This is a genomic window from Phocaeicola coprocola, from assembly GCF_041333015.1.
GTDB classification, from domain to species: Bacteria; Bacteroidota; Bacteroidia; order Bacteroidales; family Bacteroidaceae; genus Phocaeicola; species Phocaeicola coprocola.
The window spans coordinates 374,219-394,572 of sequence record NZ_JBGKGM010000004.1; the positions used below are offsets into that span (position 1 = coordinate 374,219).

General features: G+C 39.3%; 17 protein-coding genes and 3 pseudogenes. 14 read left to right on the forward strand and 6 right to left on the reverse strand.

What is annotated here, in order from left to right; genetic code table 11:
• Nucleotides 1-95 precede the first annotated feature (95 nt).
• The 8 genes from ACDG22_RS12270 to ACDG22_RS12305 all read left to right on the forward strand — a co-directional run bounded on the left by ACDG22_RS12270 (nt 96) and on the right by ACDG22_RS12305 (nt 5,558).
• Entirely contained in the window at nt 96-530 is a 435-nt protein-coding gene (locus ACDG22_RS12270) for a hypothetical protein (RefSeq protein WP_270213186.1), read from the forward strand.
• Between the two features lie 316 nt (nt 531-846).
• A complete protein-coding gene (locus ACDG22_RS12275; RefSeq protein ID WP_270230980.1) occupies nt 847-1,269 on the forward strand; it encodes a hypothetical protein in 423 nt (140 codons plus the stop codon).
• Between the two features lie 105 nt (nt 1,270-1,374).
• On the forward strand, nt 1,375-2,082 hold the full coding sequence (locus ACDG22_RS12280; RefSeq protein WP_270230979.1) for a hypothetical protein: 708 nt from the start codon (nt 1,375-1,377) through the stop codon (nt 2,080-2,082).
• The gene (locus ACDG22_RS12285; RefSeq protein ID WP_270230978.1) at nt 2,079-2,720 is read left to right on the forward strand and encodes a hypothetical protein; all 642 of its coding nucleotides are present in this window, start codon (nt 2,079-2,081) and stop codon (nt 2,718-2,720) included. Before ACDG22_RS12280 ends, ACDG22_RS12285 begins: the two co-directional genes overlap by 4 nt.
• Nucleotides 2,720-3,268 carry a hypothetical protein gene (locus ACDG22_RS12290; protein WP_270213106.1) on the forward strand — a complete coding sequence of 183 codons (549 nt, stop codon included), beginning with the start codon at nt 2,720-2,722 and terminating at the stop codon, nt 3,266-3,268. Before ACDG22_RS12285 ends, ACDG22_RS12290 begins: the two co-directional genes overlap by 1 nt.
• A 211-nt stretch (nt 3,269-3,479) precedes the next feature.
• A complete protein-coding gene (locus ACDG22_RS12295; protein ID WP_270230977.1) occupies nt 3,480-4,082 on the forward strand; it encodes a hypothetical protein in 603 nt (200 codons plus the stop codon).
• Nucleotides 4,083-4,171: 89 nt separating this feature from the next.
• Entirely contained in the window at nt 4,172-5,161 is a 990-nt protein-coding gene (locus ACDG22_RS12300; RefSeq protein ID WP_270230976.1) for a hypothetical protein, read from the forward strand.
• On the forward strand, nt 5,145-5,558 hold the full coding sequence (locus tag ACDG22_RS12305) for a hypothetical protein (protein ID WP_270213109.1): 414 nt from the start codon (nt 5,145-5,147) through the stop codon (nt 5,556-5,558). Before ACDG22_RS12300 ends, ACDG22_RS12305 begins: the two co-directional genes overlap by 17 nt.
• A 227-nt stretch (nt 5,559-5,785) precedes the next feature.
• Here ACDG22_RS12305 and ACDG22_RS12310 read toward each other — a convergent pair whose 3' ends face one another.
• Together ACDG22_RS12310 and ACDG22_RS12315 are read right to left on the reverse strand one after the other, a co-directional pair.
• Nucleotides 5,786-5,980 (reverse strand): hypothetical protein, encoded by a 195-nt coding sequence (locus tag ACDG22_RS12310; protein ID WP_270230975.1) that lies wholly within the window; start codon nt 5,978-5,980, stop codon nt 5,786-5,788.
• 196 nt (nt 5,981-6,176) lie between these two features.
• Nucleotides 6,177-7,095, reverse strand: a pseudogene (locus tag ACDG22_RS12315) (tyrosine-type recombinase/integrase).
• A 62-nt stretch (nt 7,096-7,157) separates the two neighbouring features.
• On the opposite strand from ACDG22_RS12315, the gene ACDG22_RS12320 reads away from it, so the two are divergent.
• Nucleotides 7,158-7,721 carry a restriction endonuclease subunit S gene (locus tag ACDG22_RS12320; protein WP_270230974.1) on the forward strand — a complete coding sequence of 188 codons (564 nt, stop codon included), beginning with the start codon at nt 7,158-7,160 and terminating at the stop codon, nt 7,719-7,721.
• Here the strand turns inward: ACDG22_RS12320 and ACDG22_RS12325 are convergent.
• Nucleotides 7,714-8,451, reverse strand: coding sequence for a restriction endonuclease subunit S domain-containing protein (locus tag ACDG22_RS12325; RefSeq protein ID WP_270213111.1), 738 nt, complete (start codon nt 8,449-8,451; stop codon nt 7,714-7,716). The two genes, ACDG22_RS12320 and ACDG22_RS12325, sit on opposite strands and share 8 nt — an antisense overlap.
• A gap of 55 nt (nt 8,452-8,506) precedes the next feature.
• Between ACDG22_RS12325 and ACDG22_RS12330 the strand changes: the two genes are divergently transcribed.
• Nucleotides 8,507-8,707, forward strand: coding sequence for a hypothetical protein (locus ACDG22_RS12330; protein WP_270245051.1), 201 nt, complete (start codon nt 8,507-8,509; stop codon nt 8,705-8,707).
• Nucleotides 8,708-8,736: 29 nt separating this feature from the next.
• On the opposite strand, the pseudogene ACDG22_RS12335 reads toward ACDG22_RS12330, so the two are convergent.
• Nucleotides 8,737-9,592 (reverse strand): annotated as a pseudogene (locus ACDG22_RS12335) (IS982 family transposase); the annotation flags it as partial.
• Nucleotides 9,593-9,640: 48 nt separating this feature from the next.
• Between ACDG22_RS12335 and ACDG22_RS12340 the strand changes: the two are divergent.
• From ACDG22_RS12340 to ACDG22_RS12355, 4 genes are all read left to right on the forward strand, one after another.
• Nucleotides 9,641-10,270: a hypothetical protein gene (locus tag ACDG22_RS12340; RefSeq protein ID WP_007566541.1), complete on the forward strand. Its 630-nt coding sequence runs from the start codon at nt 9,641-9,643 to the stop codon at nt 10,268-10,270.
• 52 nt (nt 10,271-10,322) lie between these two features.
• Nucleotides 10,323-10,952: a hypothetical protein gene (locus ACDG22_RS12345; RefSeq protein WP_270213128.1), complete on the forward strand. Its 630-nt coding sequence runs from the start codon at nt 10,323-10,325 to the stop codon at nt 10,950-10,952.
• Nucleotides 10,953-11,328: 376 nt separating this feature from the next.
• Entirely contained in the window at nt 11,329-14,571 is a 3,243-nt protein-coding gene (locus ACDG22_RS12350; protein WP_370858902.1) for a UvrD-helicase domain-containing protein, read from the forward strand.
• Between the two features lie 22 nt (nt 14,572-14,593).
• The gene (locus ACDG22_RS12355) at nt 14,594-17,467 is read left to right on the forward strand and encodes a PD-(D/E)XK nuclease family protein (RefSeq protein ID WP_178269824.1); all 2,874 of its coding nucleotides are present in this window, start codon (nt 14,594-14,596) and stop codon (nt 17,465-17,467) included.
• 86 nt (nt 17,468-17,553) lie between these two features.
• Here the strand turns inward: ACDG22_RS12355 and ACDG22_RS12360 are convergent.
• Nucleotides 17,554-18,529: pseudogene (locus ACDG22_RS12360) on the reverse strand (IS982 family transposase).
• Between the two features lie 67 nt (nt 18,530-18,596).
• The gene (locus ACDG22_RS12365; RefSeq protein WP_022124932.1) at nt 18,597-20,264 is read right to left on the reverse strand and encodes a formate--tetrahydrofolate ligase; all 1,668 of its coding nucleotides are present in this window, start codon (nt 20,262-20,264) and stop codon (nt 18,597-18,599) included.
• Nucleotides 20,265-20,354: the final 90 nt, after the last annotated feature.

Consider the following 20,354-nt stretch of genomic DNA (forward strand, 5'->3'; position numbering starts at 1 on the left):
GAATTGTACGGCTCTTTACTTAATGTAAGGCACTATACGATAAGCACGACTGAGCATATCATTGATGTATTAACAGCCGAAACTTATGTTATAGAATGAAACTGACCGATAAACGATTTTGGATATTTGAGGCAATAGTACTGATATGCACAATCATCTGCATTTTCATATTATGGATGAAACATTGGTTGGTGCTGTTTGGTTTAGCATCCTTTGGATTTTGTTGCCTTATGCTTTTTGGCGGAGCAGCGTCATGGAAACTATATAAAGGCAACCAATGGTGGAAATTGGCTGGATACTTGTTCCTAATTACAACGGCAATTCTTTCCTTTGGACTGTTCTGCTTTGTGTGGGATTGGAATGATAATGGTGGACGCCCCGCGAATATTCCTCCTGACGAAGGATCTTATATTACTGCTAATGAACTGGTCGGAATTATAATGCTGTTATGGACTATATTCGTTCCTATACTCTCTTGCGCCATTTCATATTTTGCCAAACGATTATTGTTCCCCAAAAACGAAAAATAAATAATGAAAAAAATATTGATTTGTATAGCCAAAATTATTCTCGTGATAATTGTATTATTTACCAAGTTGTTTTATTTGCCTCGCTCGGTGATTTTGCATCTTGGAGCTGGACTTCGTTATGGAAGCTTACGGATATTCCGACCAAAACAAAAAATATCATATAAAGATATTCGTTATGGTTCTGATGATTTCAGTGTTATAGACCATGCAGACAACAACTTATCCAATGGATTTTTAGGATTTCTTGTATTGGCTATAATCTTGTTATTGATAGCTAACTAAATTCTATATACATAATCTTAATGCCTTACAAAAGATGGAAATACATGTAGATTTTACTAATAACCATTTTGAGATGTCATTTATTCCTGTTGATTTTTATTCGTTAGAATCTACTTTTGGGCATCTCCCCATACACCAAATTAAGAATTTAAACTTAGGTTTTTTCCCCGATGATGATAATCCTCAAAAAGATTGTTATTACGACAATAAGGACATCTATAAGATTTTTCCTCATTCTGCTGCAGATTTGAAACCCTTATTCAACTATTTAAAAGAAATTGAAGATCGAGAGTCTTTTTCAATCTATAAATTAGAGGTTGATTTTGGAACATTCAGAATCCTTTACGATGATGATTCTTTTCTTTCAATCACAGGACAGTTCTCAAATAAAGAAGAGTTTGAAACCATAAATTCTATTTATATGCAAATTTGCTCAAACATCCAATGTAATGAATAGCGGTACTAACCAAGGACTTAAATGAAACAAAAACATCTGGCTTTGCATTATTGATATAAAAGATGGTTTTTGTAAATTTGTGCAGCTGTGCTTAATATTTTACTTATGAAAAAGTGGCAGAAAATAGCAGGTCTCATAATATTTTTTCTTATAACACTATATGAACTTCTTACATGGGCTAATACTTATGTATACTTAAAATATGTGGTGGAGCCAACAGACAATGACTTGCTTATTGAACAAAGCTACATGTATATCGACGGATTGTCTTTGGGTATGTGGATGAATTTATCGTTAGCCATATTCTTATTCATATGTTTATGGCGGAAAGGAATGAACAAAACTTATCCTTCGCCCATTAAACCCAGTTCAGTAGAAAAAATAATTATACCCTTCACTTTTGAGAGAGCTTACTGCCGTATCGGAGTCGCCACCGATAACAGTGGCATTGAACGTATGGAAGTCTATTTTGTCAGAAAAGACAAAACGGCAATCTGTTATGCGAATAGCTCTTTCAGTCAAGTTGTCATTGATGATGCAAAGCTTGATAAATTCGATAATCTTGAAATAAATATAGCTACTATTAATAGTATTCGTGAAACAATAGGACTTGCAAATCACATTATTAAATTGTCGGATGAAAGATTGATCGTTTTTGAAGTCCTTCCCAAAGGGTACGGTGAACTATACGAAAGTGTTACAGTAATAGCTCCAAGTGACGACGAATACTCAGACTATTTAGAAGATTATAAGCAAGGAAAAGAAATTGATTCCTGGAAAGCAGAAATAAAACAATTAAATCACAAAAGATGATACTACTTGGCATTATAATACAATTAATTGTCTTTACATTGCTGGCAATAGTGATTGCATTGCCATTGGTTGGTATCGTATGTTGGCGAAGCAAGAAAAACAAAAAACGGAATGCAATATTGACATTTATATCTCCGTTCGTGTTCATATATACTTTCTATTTCGGTTGCATGATAGGTGGTTTTACCTGTTCTTCAGTTTTTGGTACAGGTTGCGGTATAGATGGGTATTATCACGCAACGTTACCAAACGGCTATGAATTAGAAACTATTTCGGATGACTTTGACCGTGAATATTTTACAGGGTATATTCGCAAAGATGGGAAGGATGTCATTGAATGGGTAACTAAAATCAAGGTTTCAGGCGACTCTATTTATGGAGAGCGGTATTTCGTAAACGAAGCTCCGGGAAGCGAATACTACTTTGTCATTGACAGTAAATCCGGCATCATAACACAATACAAATCATTTCGGGAAGCTGATGAAAATGATCCGACCCTTCTAACAGGATTGACTCACTTGGAGGCGTTTTATTACAAAAGTTGGTCGTGGGTTATTCCTTTGGGTAGTATTGCATTTGTCATATCATTATGGGTAGTATTTCTTTTATGGTTTATAGTCGGCAAAATATCTGCATAATGGAAAGATTAACTATAAAAGATAGATTGTTATTAGTAGGATTATTCCTATTGGAAGCAATAATCATGTTTTGCATTGTTCCCAAAGCCAATGCAGATGAAATTAGCGTACAGGTAGAGTTAGTACTTGGTTTATCCTTAGCACTAATGATAAGTCTGGCGATATTGATAAAGCATAATAGAGGTAAGTGTAAGACTATGCTTTCTATCTTTATCGTATGCGCTGCGACCTATCTTCAAATATCCTACTGTTCTCTGTTTTATGAATGGGGTGTTGTCATTTGTGTGACATTGCCTGTATTTCAACTGACATTTGGCTTCTTGATATCCAAATTCTCCCAGAGTATAACGGACTTATGTACAGGCTGCTCCAATTTGATGTTTTCTACTATATGGGCCAATCAAATGGTTGGTTTCTTATGGTTTCATCATGAATCCAGCGACCTTGAAACGGTGGGAATAGCGAGTGCGTGTGCTCTTGTCGGTGTAGTGATTGTGTTTATGATATCGACCATTATGATAATGAAATTCAATCCAAAAGTTCCTTGACAACTATGAATTTACCGATAACTGGATGGTTAGGAGCAAAGGGGAAATTCAGGTAAGGTTTGGAACAAACAATGGAAAAGATACGAAAATAGATGGATATAGCAACAAGCCATCTATATAACTGAATCACAAAAGAAAAGCTGATAATTACAGACTAATGAATGGTATTATTTTGTAGATTTGTAAACTAATCAAAGAAAAAATAGAAACCATGCATAAACGACGTACGAAAAAGGAAAATGCAACAAAATGCCGTAAAAAGGTAGAATCATCAGAAACTACCTCCAAATACTTGTCATTATGGCTTCTCTTGCCAATCCTCTTCTTCTGCCGATGGGGGATAAAAATAAATCAAAATACTCTGATTGAGGTTGGATGGTGGTGGTACATTCTCTGTGCCATAATTGGTTTGGCTATTGGTATAATACGACTTATTCGAGATAAAGAAATCAGTTGGAATTGGAAAGAATACTTGGGTGCTATTTTCTATTCTTTTATACATTCGGCAATGGGATTGATAATAGGTGTGCTGCTAATCTTTGGTGTTGAAATAGCGAATTACTATATTCCGTCCGAGTATAAATATTACAATGAATCAGCAACTATAATTAACAAAGATTTCAGTTCTCTTTATAGAGCAGGATTTCATTTCGATATAGAATTTCATTTTGTAAATAAAGAGTTTGGAGTAAGAACGTTTGATTTTGGCAACGACTTCTACAAGCAAGCTGAAATTGGTGACAGATATACCTTCACCTTCCAAAATGGTTTCTTTAATATTCCTATCATAAAGGGTAAAGCCAAACTAGAATAACAGGGTAAACAAAGCCCGGTTATTAAACTTTTCATTAAAAGAGACGAATACAATAGACTTTGTAATAATCCACTTTGAATAATTCAAGGATGAACAGTAAGGAATACCATAAGATGGTTGCAGATGCAAGACGTGGCGTGAGTCGTAAATATGGCTTTCGCCAGAGTTCCTACATCAACTTTAAGGTTGAAGGAGGCTATTTTTTCTGTCTGTATTTTCATACTAATGAAGCCAAACTTACTGTCAAACCGATGTATGCCGATGACTTGTGGTGGAATATATGGGGCGCGTCTGAAAACAAAATGGAGCCGTTGAGTTTGCGTGGAACCGGCGCTTATTCTCTGTCGGGGCAAGTTTTGGCTTCATATGAAATCCCCAAAACAACCAACTTGGATGAGCTTAGCAATCTGTTTGAGCAGGTATTTCAAGGCGCAGCTACTGTAATGTCGAAATTTCTGACTGATAACCCTGATGCTAACCTTTTCTATCCCGATGAATCGAGGATGGATCATGATCCTGACAGACTTCTTTATCTTATTACCCTAATCCACAACGGCAAGAAGAACGAGGTCTTGGATATAATAAAGGAAGCTCGTAAGAGCAAGCATTGCTGTATGTTCAAAAGTGGAATGTTTAGCGACAGCTACACGTATATCCGCCGATGGTGCAAGCGGGAACAAACCTGCATGCGGATAAGGAATATTTTTGTTTCCATTTTCAATAGCCTTGTTAAGACAAGGGCATATGCATTAATGGCACTCGGTAAGAATAACAAAAAAGACATCATGCCCAGTGCTTGGGATGTCAGGCTTTTAGATTATGGTCTTGTGATGCTATTATGCCTTCCTATACTATTGTTCTGGCAGAATTTCACGGTGTTTTTTTGTATATATGCCATTTATTGCATCCTTGTTTGTTTCGTGGACTATGGGAAGCGGAGCGAAAGATACTATATCCGTTTCGGTCAACTATCCGACAGAACAAGGTTAAGATGGAAAATTTGTGCCTGGGCTTTTGTAATCATAGTCTATATATGTTTATTCTCTATAATTTTTTGGGGACATGAAATTGACAGATAAACGATTTTGGAAATTTGAAGCGCTGATGCTACTGTGTGGTATGATTTCTATAGTAATAAATCCCTTGCTATATACATTTGGGCCAGATGTCTATTGGGAAAATTATATATCTGGATTGTATTTTTTTCTATTTATCATAGTATATCCCCTTGCCGGCTGTTGTGTCTGGTTCTCTTTCCGAAAAGTTACCGCATGGTGGCAAAGAGCGGTAATAATATCTTTCCTTGTCATCTTGTTGCTATCTGTAGCAGTTTTTGGATGGATATGTATCTTTATAAAAGATGGTATGACCGGATTGGTATTTTTATCGGGCAGTTTCATGGCATCAGTATTCTCCATTTTACCCGTTGCAATAGGCTCTTATCTTTTTCAAAAATATCAAATGAAAAACTTATAATCCAATTGATTCAAGCTTTAACTCTTCTTGTAGCAAGTATCTGTGTACATTTGTACAGTATTTGAATCGTAATACAAATTGCATAGTTACAGAAAATCAATAACCATGAAGTTAGATTAGTGTTGCAGACACGGAGCAAAACGGATGGCATATCCTTCCCAAAAGGTCGTCACTTCCGGCATCGCATAAAATACGATAAGTCGGAAGTGGTGACCAACATCCGTGAGCTAACCTCCAAAACCATTCGATGGCTCTACTTCCGCAAGCGTCAGCCTGCGTTCGGTAGAACCATCGAGCAAATCATCGTTTGAAGACCAGCTTCCCAACCTCATTGACACTGTGAGAAACAGCTGAGTGGAGCGTAGTGAAACCCTGCTGTTTCTCTCTGTGGCATTGGAATGAAGTCCTTCACTGGTAGCCAAAGCCACTCAGCCGAGTTTTGTTTGGTGTCGCAGACATGGAGCAAACCGGATGCTGATCTATAATAATACATACAAATTACTATATGAAAAATCATAAATATTACAATATGACTCATTTTCTTTATTACCTTATTACAAATAATATAGTTTACCTATTTTGAAAATCAGTACTAGGTTATTTGCCGTCAAAAGAAAATCATTTTCTGAGGGATTTAAGCATCTTGGTGATGCAGCGTTTCTTCTGCTCCATATTAGGGTGTACGTACAGATTAAGAGTTGTCGTTATGTTGGCATGGCCGAGTAATACGCTGACCGTTTTATAGTCACAGTTACTTTCAATACAACGGGTTGCAAAGCTGTGTCGCAATCCATGGTATTTTAAACGAGGTATCTCCAAACGCTTCATCAAACGGTGATAATAATTACGATAAGTTCTAGGCTCTGTTGGCTTCTCTTCATTTGTCAATACATAGAACTCGTTGTTTACAACTTTCTTGAGTGGTTTAACCATAGCCAATAGCTCCTTATTTATCGGAATCTCCCGGCAGGAATTTTTCGTTTTGGGAGTATTGATTACCAATTCGGTATGTTTGCAATCGCCTTCAACCATATAGATACGTTCAATCGTACGTCTTACGGTTATAGTTTCGTTGCAAACATCTATATCCGACCATTTTAATCCACAGATTTCACCGATACGTAGCCCGGTAGTCAAGCTAATATAGATACCGAGATTACGAAACGTAAAATTCTCTTTGATGAAATCAAGGATCTTCTTATGGTGAGCTATAGTCAGTACTTCCAAATCTTTATTGGTTTCAGATGTCGGGTATTTGATATCCCATTCGCAATAGTTCATCCATTCATTTTTCACACCGAATTTCATTACCATTTTGAGAACGATGAGTATGTCCTTTACCGTTTTAACACTGAGCCCATTCTCCAATTTTTGTAGGACGAACTCCTGTACCAGTTTTTCACTGAGAGAGTCATAATCACCAAATGATGGTAAAAGATGGTTCTCTAGAATTAACACCATAAGTTGACTGCTTTACATAACGTTGCTTATCACTCTTCCAAGCTAACGCAATTTCTCTAATTGTTTTTGTTGTCATGTAATCCTTAATTATAGGGTTATATCTATAAATTAGAGAAAATCAAACTCTAACGTCCCAACTTGAAGAAACTAAAGTCTGCGATTTCAGAAAGACTTTTCAAAAGCGTAAAAGGTTCTATTGTTCTGCTGTCCGATATATGTGACATTGTTAAGGGTAAACAAATCAATGGGGAAAATCTCTCTGAGAGAGGTAGATATTATGTAATGAACGGTGGTACAGAGCCATCTGGTTATTATAGCGATTACAATGTAGAAGCCAATACTATTTCAATAAGTGAAGGTGGCAACTCTTGCGGATATGTGCAATTCAACACCTTTCCTTTTTGGAGCGGTGGGCATTGTTACTCCATTCAGAATGTGACAGGAAATGTTGATAATCTGTATTTGTACCATTATCTTAAATCGAATGAAGATAACATAATGAAACTACGCATCGGTTCAGGTTTGCCTAATATTCAGAAAAAAGATTTGGCAATGTTCAAAATAATAGTACCGACATTAGAGCAGCAAATGACAATCTCAACTTTTCTGTCATCAATTGAAAGAAAAGCCCAAATAGAAGCAGACATCTTAATTGCTATGCAATCAGAGAAACAACATCTACTTCGCCAGATGTTTATATAAACATTTGGCGAAGCAAATACTGCTTTTGATTTGACAAACAACTTGCATATGTTTCTTCGTTTTCTATCTTCAAATCAAAGCTTCTGAGAACTTTCAGAATATGAAGTTGGTGTTCTTTGGACGGGATTGAAATCTTCAAATTAAGCCATTCTTCAACACTTATAGAACGTCCATCTCGAATGCCATAAGTTACAATAATCAGAGATTTTATAAATCCGTAAGACTTGAAGTAATAGGAAAGATACCCATATTCCAAAAGCGTACTCGGGCGCAGTATTGTATATGCTGGACTGCACACACCTGTCATGTTTGAAAAAGCAAAGCCTCCTTGAAATGAGCGCAAATGAATAACATAATCACCTTTTCTTACAATTTTGTAAATATCGATATTGCTTCGCTCAAATTGGATATCCAAATTTAGATCATCCCTGTTCACCATACCTTTTTCTTGGCTTGCAGCAAGGATATTGGAATATTCCATTTGTTTGTTGCGTTCATTGATAACCTCAAATAATTGTCCATACGAGTATTCTTTGCCTTGGATTTTTGAGTATAATTTTTCAATAATCGCAGACCTATAAGCCGAACAATCCTTAATCAGGGGACTAAATGATTCTTTATATGCCCAATATGGCGATGATATCTTGACTTCTTTTTCAAGTATCGGTCTTTCATATTCTGGTTTGTCTGGCAAATCAGCGCAAGACTTTGGTTGTGGAAAACCATACATAACTTACTTGAATGTATATTCTAACAATATCATCAATGAAAAAGATTTCCAATTTGTGGCAATCAGAGATAATGAGAAACAGAATGTTGTTGAATATGGTGATGTATTATTCACGCTGTCATCGGAAACACCTGAAGAAGTTGGTATAGGTTCTGTATATCTTGGTAAGGAAAAAGTCTATCTGAATAGCTTTTGTTGTAAACTTCCAATTTTAGGGTATCCCCTTTTAGACGGGCGCCAGTCGGCACCCGTCTAAAAGGGGATACCCTAAAATTGGAAGTTTACCGCATAATTCCTTATAATCATAAACTGGTCACACAATTGCGAGAATAGGGTTTCAATTCTTTTTCTCGCTTTGGAAAAAGCTGGGAATGTTGGCTTCCATTCTTTTTGATTACATCTGTATGGTACCTCCAATCTGATATTGGCAGTTTCAAACAGATCCAATTGCACTTGGGCACTTATATATCCTCTGTCCCCTATGACTGTACAATTACTATAATCCACTTTCACATCCTTCAGGTAATGAATGTCATGCACACTTGCCTTAGTGAGGTCAAAGGAATGGATGACACCACTTAACCCACAGACTGCATGGAGTTTATACCCATAATAATACATGCTTTGTGATGCGCAGTAGCCTACCCCAGGTGCTTTACTAAAATCCTTCTTTCCCATACTGCAACGTTTGGAACGGGCAATACGACATACTTCTATCGGCTTCGAATCAATACAGAAACAGTCTTCACCACCATCCATTTTAGAAACCATTCTTTCTCGGATTGCATTACATAGGGAGGAAGTTGTTTTACGCCTGTCATTGTATTGTCGGCGGGAAATAAGGTTGGGTATTTCAACCCTATATTCCTGTAGCTTTGCAAACAACAGAAACTCACTGTCAATACGGGGCAGCCTCTGATGCCATGTTCAAAGCCACTACTTCAAGGTCTGAGAATTTAGGGACGACTCCTCGTCTTGGCACATTCCCAGATTCATTGACTAAATTGCCGGCAATTTGCTTGCATATGTTCAGTAATTTTGCGAATATTGCATATAAGTTGTGCATACGATATTTGTCTATTAAAAGTTTGGTCACATTTAATTTACTAAATATCAACAATATGCACAACTTTTTAAACATAAATCTTTTATAATTTAATTCCGCCAATAGGTTAATAGATATATCATTATGAAACGCCTATTTTTTGTTATCCTGTTCGCGATAGCGACAGCTAACCTATACGCACAATATTTCATGGCAGACACGGTTAAGCTCAATGCAACTTACCGTGAATTGCTGAAGCATCCGGAGAGCAAGGAAGCGCAGATGGCTTATTTCGAGGCTTTCCCAAATACATGGATGGAATACATCGTAACTTATCAGTTTGATCCGGATGATAAAGAAGGAAGAAAAAATCTATATTTTGCAGGACACAAACATGTATATGCTTTTGAATATAAACTGAATCTAATTCCGGATTCTTTATATTACAAGAAACTGGTAAACATTGCAATCGGAGGTAGAATAGATGCCGATGCTGCCAATTATCTACAGAGTTGCGTAAAAAGTCACATGATTGACCATTCGGAACAGATATTGAATGCATTGGCTCCGCTTTGTAAAAGACACCGATTTGAGTTTTGGGAATTTTACTTCTCGAATATTGTAAAATCAGCTGACATTGAGGAAGAGTTAAATCGATTAGTAGAACTGCATAAGAACTGCCATCCGGAAGACGTGCAAATGATGAAGGATGCTTTCAAGTATTTCTACAATGGAGTAAACTTTTTCTCTCACGGTTATTTGGATGCCGATTAAGAATTGTGTTTTACCAATGCGCGAAACAATAGCAAAACAAAAAAATAACACTATGAAACGCCTATTTTTTGTTATCCTGTTCGCGATAGCGACAGCTAACCTATACGCACAATATTTCATGGCAGACACGGTTAAGCTCAATGCAACTTACCGTGAATTGCTGAAGCATCCGGAGAGCAAGGAAGCGCAGATGGCTTATTTCGAGGCTTTCCCAAATACATGGATGGAATATATCGTAACCTATCAGTTTGTTCCGGATGATAAAGAAGGAAGAAAAAATCTGTATTCTTTAGGACACAAACATATGCATGCTTTTGAATATAAACTGAATCTCATTCCAGATTCTTCATATTACAAAAAGCTGGTAAACATTGCCATCGGAGCAAGAAAAGATGCTGATGCACCCAGTTATCTACAAGGCTGCGTAAAGGATCACATGATTAACCATTCCGAAGAAATATTGAATGCGTTGGCTCCGCTACGTAAAGGACACCGGTTTGAGTTTTGGGAATTTTATTTCTCAAACATCATAGCGGTAGAGACCATTGAAGAAGAGCTGAACCGGTTAGTGGAACTGCATAAAGACTGCCATCCGGAAGATGTACAAATGATGAAGGATGCGTTCAAGTATTTTTATAATGGAGTTAATCAATCCTCTGTCAGTTATTTGGAAGCTGATTGAGGATGAATTTCATATACAAAAAGATAGCAAAACAGTCAATTGAGTATCAAATCCATCAAATTAGTCTATTTTCCCCATCAGCGCATTCTGAAGATTTTCATCCAACAGAATGAAATATTAATATCAACTTCGCTTGTAACTATTCGTATTGCATTCCAATATTTTTCAACAGTTTAATAAGCGTACTTATATTAAAAATTAAAAGTATCTAAACCGTCAAAGAATAATAAAAAAACATGCTGAAGTTTTTAGTAAAACTTGAGCATATTTTACCTAAAACTTCAGCATGTTTTTTTATTACTTTCACAACACTTCCCTTAATCTGTTATTTCTTTTTTCTATCTTTGTTTTTACGAACTGGAAACAACGTAAAAAAATGACAGATTATCCACAATTACTGGTCTACAAAGCTTCGGCAGGTTCGGGAAAAACATTTACTCTTGCCGTACAATATATCAAACAACTTATTGAAGATACTCACGCTTATCGCCGCATTCTTGCCGTAACGTTTACCAATAAGGCTACTGCCGAAATGAAAAAACGTATACTGGAGCAACTTTTTGGTTTGGCAAATGGCTTAAAGAGCTCGGACAGCTATCTGGAAGAGCTGCTGAAAATTACGTCAAAAAATGAGGCCGAAATACGGCATGCTGCACGTGAGGCTTTGACAAACATCATTCACGATTACAGTCGTTTTCGCATCGAAACCATAGACTCATTTTTCCAGTCGGTCATGCGCAACCTTGCCCGTGAACTGGAACTGGGAGCTAATATGTCTATTGAACTGAATAATGCCGACGTCCTTTCGGATGCAGTAGATGCCATGATTGAAAAGCTCGACCGGCGTTCACCGGTTCTTTACTGGTTACTCGAATATATAGAAGAACGTATTGCCGACGACAAACGCTGGAATGTTTCCAACGAAATCAAGGGATTCGGCCGTAATATTTTCGATGAAGGTTATGTAGAAAAAGGCGCCGGACTGAGAAAAAAACTGGCAGATTCCCAATTCATTCCTACCTACCGTAAACAGCTACAGGATATCCGTACGGAAGCACTGGAAGAGATGAAAGGCTTCAACGAACAGTTTCTTGGTGTACTGGAAGTAAACGGTCTGACCCCCGCTGACCTGAAAAACGGTTCTCGAGGCATAGGAAGCTATTTCAATAAAATCGGAAATGGTTATCTGGGAAGTGACGTACGCAACGCAACTGTAGAAAAATGTCTGGAAAGTGAAGAGAACTGGACAACAAAGACTTCTGCTTACCGTGACACAATTCGTTCACTGGCAGCAAATGAGCTGATTCCTCTGCTGAAAACTGCGGAAGATTTCCGACCGAAAAACAATATACTGGTAAACTCCTGCGACCTTTCGCTCCGTTATCTGAACAATCTCCGTCTGCTTGCCAATATCGATGAAGAAGTACGCCTGCAAAACCAGTTGCACAATCGTTTTCTATTATCGGATACCAATGCACTGTTGCACGGACTGATTCATGAAGGAGATGCCTCGTTTGTGTACGAGAAAATCGGTACAACCATCGACACGGTAATGATTGATGAGTTTCAGGATACCTCACGCATGCAATGGGAAAACTTCCATCTGCTGCTCGAAGAAAGCCTTGCCCAAAAAGAAGGCAGTCTCATCGTGGGCGATATCAAACAAAGTATTTACCGGTGGAGAAACGGTGACTGGAAGATTCTTGCCGGACTGGGTGAGGATAAAACTTTACGTGTGCGCGAATGTACCCTCGGGACTAACTGGCGAAGTGAAGCACGCATCATCCACTTCAACAACGAAATATTTACCGCTGCCTGCAAGGTACTGAACCAACGCTACGAAGATGAAATGGGAGAACCCTGCATACAGCTTCAGCACGCTTACAGCGATGTATGCCAGCAGACAGCCAAAAAGGACGAAAAAGGATATGTAAAGCTAAGTTTTCTTTCGGATGAAAAGGAACATCCATATGCCGAAACAATGCTGGATGAACTGGCATCGGAGGTTGTTTCACTCATTAATCAGGGAGTCCGTACAAATGATATTGCCATCCTGGTACGTAAAAACAAGACAATCCCTGCCATAGCTGATTATTTCGACAAGCATACACCTTACAGGATTGTATCGGATGAGGCTTTCCGGCTGGATGCTTCTCTTGCCATCTGCATGATGATAGACGGATTACGCTATCTGACATCTCCCGACGATCATATAGCTCTGGCAAGACTGGCAACTGCCTATCAGCGTGAAGTACTGAAACGCAATATCGACTTAAATACGGTTCTGCTGAATCAAGTAGAAGGTTACCTGCCGGCAGGTTTTGTCCTCCTGCGGGAAGAACTAAGGCTGATGCCTTTATACGAGCTTCTGGAAAAACTGTTCATACTGTTCGACATGCAGCTCATCGAAAAACAGGATGCATACATCTGTGCTTTTTATGACGCCGTAACAGAATATATGCAGAATAATTCTTCCGAACTTACCGCTTTCATCTCATACTGGGACGAACGCCTTCACGAAAAGACAATTCCTTCGGGAGAAATAGAAGGGATTCGGATTCTCTCTATCCATAAGTCAAAAGGTCTGGAGTATCATACGGTTTTACTTCCCTTCTGCGACTGGAAAATGGAGAATGAAACCAACAGTCATCTCATCTGGTGTTCGGTAGCAGGAACAGGGAAGAATACAGACCGTCCGCCTTTCAACGAACTGGATATCGTTCCGGTAAACTATTCGGGTGCAATGGCAGAATCAGTCTACCGCGATAGTTATCTGGAAGAACGGCTTCAACTCTGGGTTGACAATCTGAATCTGCTGTATGTTGCCTTTACCCGTGCATGCAAAAACCTTATTGTATGGGGAAAAGCCAAGCAAAAGGGTACTGTTTCCGAACTGCTTCTGGAAGCTTTGCCACACGTATCACTGACAATGGAGGAAACATCTCCGGAAGCAGCAGAAGAAAATGAAAGCTCCGGCGAAACCAACTCCGAAATATATGAATTCGGAGAGCTTTGCGTATCGGAAGAGAAAAAGAAAAAAGAAACGGAAAATCCGCTGGCTGCACAGTCCGAAAACATTCCGGTCCGCATAGAGTCGATAGAAACAGAAATAGAGTTCAAGCAGTCCAACCGTTCTGCCGATTTTATTCGGGGCGATGAAGAGGATGACAAGACAGGCCGCTACATCCGTCAAGGACAGTTACTGCACAATGTCTTCGCTTCCATCAGACAGGAAAGCGACTTACCGCAGGCTATCGAGCGACTGCGCTTCGAAGGTATTCTTGAGTCAGCCGAACAAGAACAACAGATTTATAAGCTGGCCCAATGGGCACTGGGAAACCCCAAAGTGAAAGACTGGTACAGCGGCGAATGGGAGTTATACAATGAATGCAGCATTATCTATACAGACGATGAAGGCATCATGCAGACCCGCCGTCCGGACCGCGTGATGATGAAAGACGGACAAGTTATTGTAGTCGATTTCAAATTCGGAAAACCCAAAGACGGTTACCGCCAGCAAGTCAGCGAATACATGGATCTTTTATCTGCCATGGGATATGAACAGATAAAAGGTTATCTGTGGTATGTTTTTGCCAATGAACTGGAAGAAGTTAAATAAACGACAAAAGCCATCTGGATATATGGAAACTTTTTTGAAACAAGTAGCACACGATTTATATAACAAAACCGAAGGTAACTTTACTAAAGTTGCAATTGTATTCCCAAACAAGCGTGCCAGTCTGTTCTTCAATGAATATCTGGCTCAGGAAAGCGATCGTCCTATCTGGTCGCCGACTTATGTCAGCATCAGCGAACTGTTCCGCCAATCATCCGACTTATCGATTGCCGATCCGATAAAACTGGTATGCGATCTCTATAAGGTTTTTCAAAAAGCTACTGGAAGTAAAGAGACACTCGACGATTTTTATTTCTGGGGAGAAATGCTTATTGCCGACTTTGACGATGCAGACAAGAACATGGCCGACACACATGCACTGTTCAGCAACCTCAAAGATCTGAATGAATTGATGGATAACTATGACTTTCTGGAGGAAGGACAAAAGGAGGCATTAAGTCAGTTCTTTCATAATTTCTCAATCAATCAGGTAACAGAACTGAAACAGCGCTTTATCTCCATGTGGAATGTACTGGGTGATATCTATGCGGAATACAAAGCATTGCTGGAAAGCCAGTCAATCGCATACGAAGGTATGTTGTACAGGCAAGTCATAGAACAACTGGATGTAGAAGCTCTTCCTTACAATAAATACATATTCGTAGGTTTCAATGTACTGAATAAAGTAGAGCATACCCTGTTTAAGAAACTGAATGAAGCAGGGAAAGCCATGTTCTATTGGGATTACGACACGTTTTATCTCAATAAGACTCCTCATGAGGCCGGAGAATTTATCCGCCGCAATCTACGGGATTTTCCATCAGAGTTGCCCGCTTCTTTTTTCGACAACCTGAATCAGCCTAAAGAAGTAACTTTTATCGAGTCGCCGACAGAAAACGGACAAGTACGATACTTGCCTCAATGGATTCGGGAAAATCTTACTTCCCAGGAAAAAGAAACTGCCGTTGTACTATGTAATGAAGCATTGCTCCAGCCCGTATTGCATGCTTTGCCCGACAATGTAAAGCATATAAACATTACAATGGGATTTCCGCTTTCACAGACTCCTGCATACAGTTTTGTCAACGCACTGATGGAACTTCATACTTCGGGATATAACCCGAATAACGGACGGTATCTGTTCGCAGAGGTTATCAGTGTATTGAAACATCCCTATACCCGACAACTGTCGCCCGAAGCGGAAAAACTGGAACAAACTCTCACCCGGGATAACCGCTTCTACCCGCTCCCGTCGGAACTGAAACAAGACAATGTGCTGGAATTACTTTTTACTCCACGCAGAAACAACCTCGATTTATGCAGTATGCTATCGGAGGCATTAAAAGAAGTTGCAGTAATTTACCAGCAACAGGCAGCATCACATTCCGATGCATTCGACCAGTTGTACCGTGAATCATTATTCAAAACCTATACATTGGTCAACCGTTTTCATACACTGATTGAAAGCAAAGAGCTCAACGTACAGGCAGGCACTTTCCAGCGGTTGCTTACCCGCGTCATGTCATCCTCAAGCATACCTTTCCACGGCGAACCGGCCATCGGCATGCAGGTAATGGGAGTTCTGGAAACTCGTAATCTCGACTTCCGGCATCTTATCATGCTCTCGGTAAATGAAGGACAGTTACCCAAAGCCGGAGGTGATTCTTCTTTCATTCCCTACAACTTACGGAAAGCTTTCGGTATGACAACAATCGACCATAAAATCGCTGTATATGCTTACTATTTCTACCGTCTTATGCAACGGGCAGAAAAGGTAACATTAGTTTACAATACAGCTACTGATGGAATTAACCGGGGAGAACTTTCCCGCTTCATGCTCCAGTTTCTGATAGAATGGGGATATCCAGTCCTACGCAAACAACTGGAAGCAGCTCAGTCACCTCAAAGCTCAGCTCCTATCATCATTGAGAAAACTCCCGATGTCATGGAGCGGATGAAGTCTGTGTTTGATATCCGGAACAACCCAAAAGCTCTTATATCACCGTCTGCACTAAATTGCTACCTGGATTGTCCTTTAAAATTCTATTACAAATATGTAGCATTACTCAGTGCGCCAGACGAAGTTACGGCAGACATTGACTCAGCAAAATTCGGTAGTATCTTCCACTATGCAGCAGAACATATATATAAAGATCTTACCGCACACGGAAAACTAATCAGCAGAGAGAACCTGGAAACGCTGCTTAAAGATGAAGTCCGTCTGCAAACATACGTTGACAATGGCTTTAAGGAATTATTTTTCAATCTGCCTCCCAACGAGCAACCTGAATACAACGGTATTCAGCTGATCAACTCGGCAGTAATTGTAAAATACATCCAGCAACTTCTCCGTAACGACCTGCGATATGCTCCTTTTACATTCATCGGTTCCGAGCAACGTATTTTTGAAAATATAGAGATATGCACTTCAACCGGGGATATCCAATCCCGCATCGGAGGTATCATCGACCGAATTGATTCCAAAGGAGAAAGTCTGCGAATTGTAGATTATAAAACAGGAGGAGATGCCGATACGCCAGCCAATGTACAGTCACTCTTCATTCCAGACAAGAAACGTTCGAACTATGTTTTCCAGACATTCCTCTATGCTTCTATTGTTTGCAAAAAACTAAGAGAAAAAAATGACAGCCGCCTGGTGGCTCCGGCTCTTCTTTACATACATCGGGCAGCTTCTGAGAAGTACTCTCCTGTTATCCAAATGGGAGAACCTAGAAAACCTAAAGAACCGGTAGACAACTTTGCACAACATGAAGGAGACTTCAGAGAAAATCTGAAGACATTGTTGGAAGATATATTCAATCCAGATATCTCTTTCACCCAGACTGAAATAGAAGACAAATGTGCCTATTGTGACTTTAGGGCACTTTGCAAAAAATAACAACTATATTCACCATAGGGCCTCTTCTGTAACTCAGAAGAGCCCTCCTTAAATTTAAACACAATTAAACTAACCTGTTGGCGGAATTAAAATAGCTCATATTTAACTCTGCCAATAGGCTTTTCATTTTTGTAGTTAATATATTGGAGGATTGTAAGTGCGCTAATCTTCCCGATAATCCGGGCAAACAATCCATCTGTATCTTTCGCATAATTCCTTATAATCATAAACTGGTCACACAATTGCGAGAATATGGTTTCAATTCTTTTTCTCGCTTTGGCAAAAGCTGGGAATGTTGGCTTCCATTCTTTTTGATTACATCTGTATGGTACCTCCAATCTGATATTGGCAGTTTCAAACAGATCCAATTGCACTTGGGCACTTATATATCCTCTGTCCCCTATGACTGTACAATTACTATAATCCACTTTCACATCCTTCAGGTAATGAATGTCATGCACACTTGCCTAAGTGAGGTCAAAGGAATGGATGACACCACTTAACCCACAGACTGCATGGAGTTTATACCCATAATAATACATGCTTTGTGATGCGCAGTAGCCTACCCCAGGTGCTTTACTAAAATCCTTCTTTCCCATACTGCAACGTTTGGAACGGGCAATACGACATACTTCTATCGGCTTCGAATCAATACAGAAACAGTCTTCACCACCATCCATTTCAGAAACCATTCTTTCTCGGATTGCATTACATAGGGAGGAAGTTGTTTTACGCCTGTCATTGTATTGTCGGCGGGAAATAAGGTTGGGTATTTCAACCCTATATTCCTGTAGCTTTGCAAACAACAGAAACTCACTGTCAATACGGGGCAGCCTCTGATGCCATGTTCAAAGCCACTACTTCAAGGTCTGAGAATTTAGGGACGACTCCTCGTCTTGGCACATTCCCAGATTCATTGACTAAATTGCCGGCAATTTGCTTGCATATGTTCAGTAATTTTGCGAATATTGCATATAAGTTGTGCATACGATATTTGTCTACTAAAAGTTTGGCCACCTTTAATTTACTAAATATCAACAATATGCACAACTTTTCAAACATAAATCTTTTATAATTTAATTCCGCCAATAGGTTTTTCTATCAAGAATAACTGATAGAGTCTTTATACTTAAGACAAACCTTCTATTTCACCATTCACAATATCAATGTGCAGTGCCTGAGGCTCTTTCGGCAATCCCGGCATACGCATAATTTCTCCGGCAATAATCACCAGCATCTCAGCTCCGGCATTCAGAACAATATCGCGAACATGGAATTCAAAATCTTTCACCACACCATAAAGTTTCGGATCTGTAGAGAACGAATACTGTGTTTTAGCAATACAGATTGGGAAATGTCCATAACCCAGCTCCTGGATTCTTTTCAGTTTCTTCTTGGCCGCAGCACTATAGGTAATCATATTAGCACCGTAAAGATTGCATGCTACCTTCGAAATCTTTTCTTCCACTGTGTCATCATCATTATATGCCAGACGCAATGGCTCCGAAGGCTGGTTTTCAATAGTATCAACAACCAGATTTGCCAGTTCTACCGCTCCGTTACCGCCTTCAACAAAAGCATTGTTTACAGCGAATCCAATACCCTGAGCAGCACAATGCTGACGAACCAGATCGATTTCCTCCTCAGTATCGTTAGCATAGCGGTTAAATGCTACAACTACAGTCTGACCGAACGAACGAAGATTTTCGATATGCTTATCCAGATTAGCCAGACCTTTAGTTAATCCTTCAGCATTAGGTTCTTTAATCTGATCCAGACTAACTCCACCGTGCATCTTCAGCCCCTGTGCTGTAGCTACAATAATGGTCAGTTTCGGCTGTAATCCAGACTTACGACATTTGATGTCATAGAATTTCTCTGCGCCAAGATCTGCACCGAAACCAGCTTCTGTAATTACATAATCACCAAAAGTCATAGCCAGTTTTGTTGCCATCACCGAGTTACATCCATGAGCGATATTAGCAAACGGTCCGCCATGTACAAAAGCAGCAGTATGCTCTGTGGTCTGTACCAGATTAGGAGCAATAGCATCTTTCAGCAAAACAGTAATAGCCCCAGCTACTCCCAAATCTTTTACTGTAAAAGGTTTATTGTCGATAGTAAAGCCCAGCAAAATATTTTCGATACGGCGACGCAAGTCATCTTCATCTTTTGCCAGACAGAGAATAGCCATAATTTCAGAAGCCGGAGTGATATCAAATCCAGATTCACGGGTAATACCGTTTGTCTTTCCTCCTAATCCAGTAATGATATAGCGCAAGCCACGGTCGTTCACATCAAGAACACGATTCCAAAGTACCTCCTTCAGAGCGAATCCATTGTCCTGATTCTGGTACATATAATTATCCAGCAAGGCAGCAATCATGTTATGTGCCGAAGTAATCGCATGAAAATCTCCGGTAAAATGCAGATTAATCTTATCCATCGGAAGAACCTGAGCATATCCTCCCCCGGCAGCTCCACCCTTCATTCCGAAGCAGGGACCAAGTGAAGGCTCACGAAGCGCACATATAGCCTTCTTGCCTATCTTTGTAAGTCCGAGTGCCAGACCGATTGATACTGTAGTCTTTCCGATACCCGCTTTAGTAGGTGTTATGGCAGTTACCAGAATAAGATTACTTTGTTTTACTTTCTCCTCATCGATCAAAGTTTCAGGAACTTTTGCGATATAACGTCCATAGTTATGGATTTCCTCTACAGGTATATCATAATCACGTGCTACCTGTTTAATCTTTGTCAGTTCAATACTGCGTGCAATTTCGATATCTGATTTCATAGTGATTTTGAAAATGAAAGCGCAAAGATAAGAAAAATTCCATAACTTTGCGGCATCACATTCCACTATCAGGATTTGTCACACACAACT

Coding starts and splice junctions, on each gene's coding strand:
- ACDG22_RS12270 (WP_270213186.1), top strand. CDS start 96: ATGAAACTGACCGATAAACGATTTTGGATATTTGAGGCAATAGTACTG.
- ACDG22_RS12345 (WP_270213128.1), top strand. CDS start 10,323: ATGAAACGCCTATTTTTTGTTATCCTGTTCGCGATAGCGACAGCTAAC.
- ACDG22_RS12340 (WP_007566541.1), top strand. CDS start 9,641: ATGAAACGCCTATTTTTTGTTATCCTGTTCGCGATAGCGACAGCTAAC.
- ACDG22_RS12365 (WP_022124932.1), bottom strand. CDS start 20,264: ATGAAATCAGATATCGAAATTGCACGCAGTATTGAACTGACAAAGATT.
- ACDG22_RS12300 (WP_270230976.1), top strand. CDS start 4,172: ATGAACAGTAAGGAATACCATAAGATGGTTGCAGATGCAAGACGTGGC.
- ACDG22_RS12350 (WP_370858902.1), top strand. CDS start 11,329: ATGACAGATTATCCACAATTACTGGTCTACAAAGCTTCGGCAGGTTCG.
- ACDG22_RS12290 (WP_270213106.1), top strand. CDS start 2,720: ATGGAAAGATTAACTATAAAAGATAGATTGTTATTAGTAGGATTATTC.
- ACDG22_RS12275 (WP_270230980.1), top strand. CDS start 847: ATGGAAATACATGTAGATTTTACTAATAACCATTTTGAGATGTCATTT.
- ACDG22_RS12285 (WP_270230978.1), top strand. CDS start 2,079: ATGATACTACTTGGCATTATAATACAATTAATTGTCTTTACATTGCTG.
- ACDG22_RS12325 (WP_270213111.1), bottom strand. CDS start 8,451: ATGTATGGTTTTCCACAACCAAAGTCTTGCGCTGATTTGCCAGACAAA.
- ACDG22_RS12280 (WP_270230979.1), top strand. CDS start 1,375: ATGAAAAAGTGGCAGAAAATAGCAGGTCTCATAATATTTTTTCTTATA.
- ACDG22_RS12305 (WP_270213109.1), top strand. CDS start 5,145: ATGAAATTGACAGATAAACGATTTTGGAAATTTGAAGCGCTGATGCTA.
- ACDG22_RS12295 (WP_270230977.1), top strand. CDS start 3,480: ATGCATAAACGACGTACGAAAAAGGAAAATGCAACAAAATGCCGTAAA.
- ACDG22_RS12355 (WP_178269824.1), top strand. CDS start 14,594: ATGGAAACTTTTTTGAAACAAGTAGCACACGATTTATATAACAAAACC.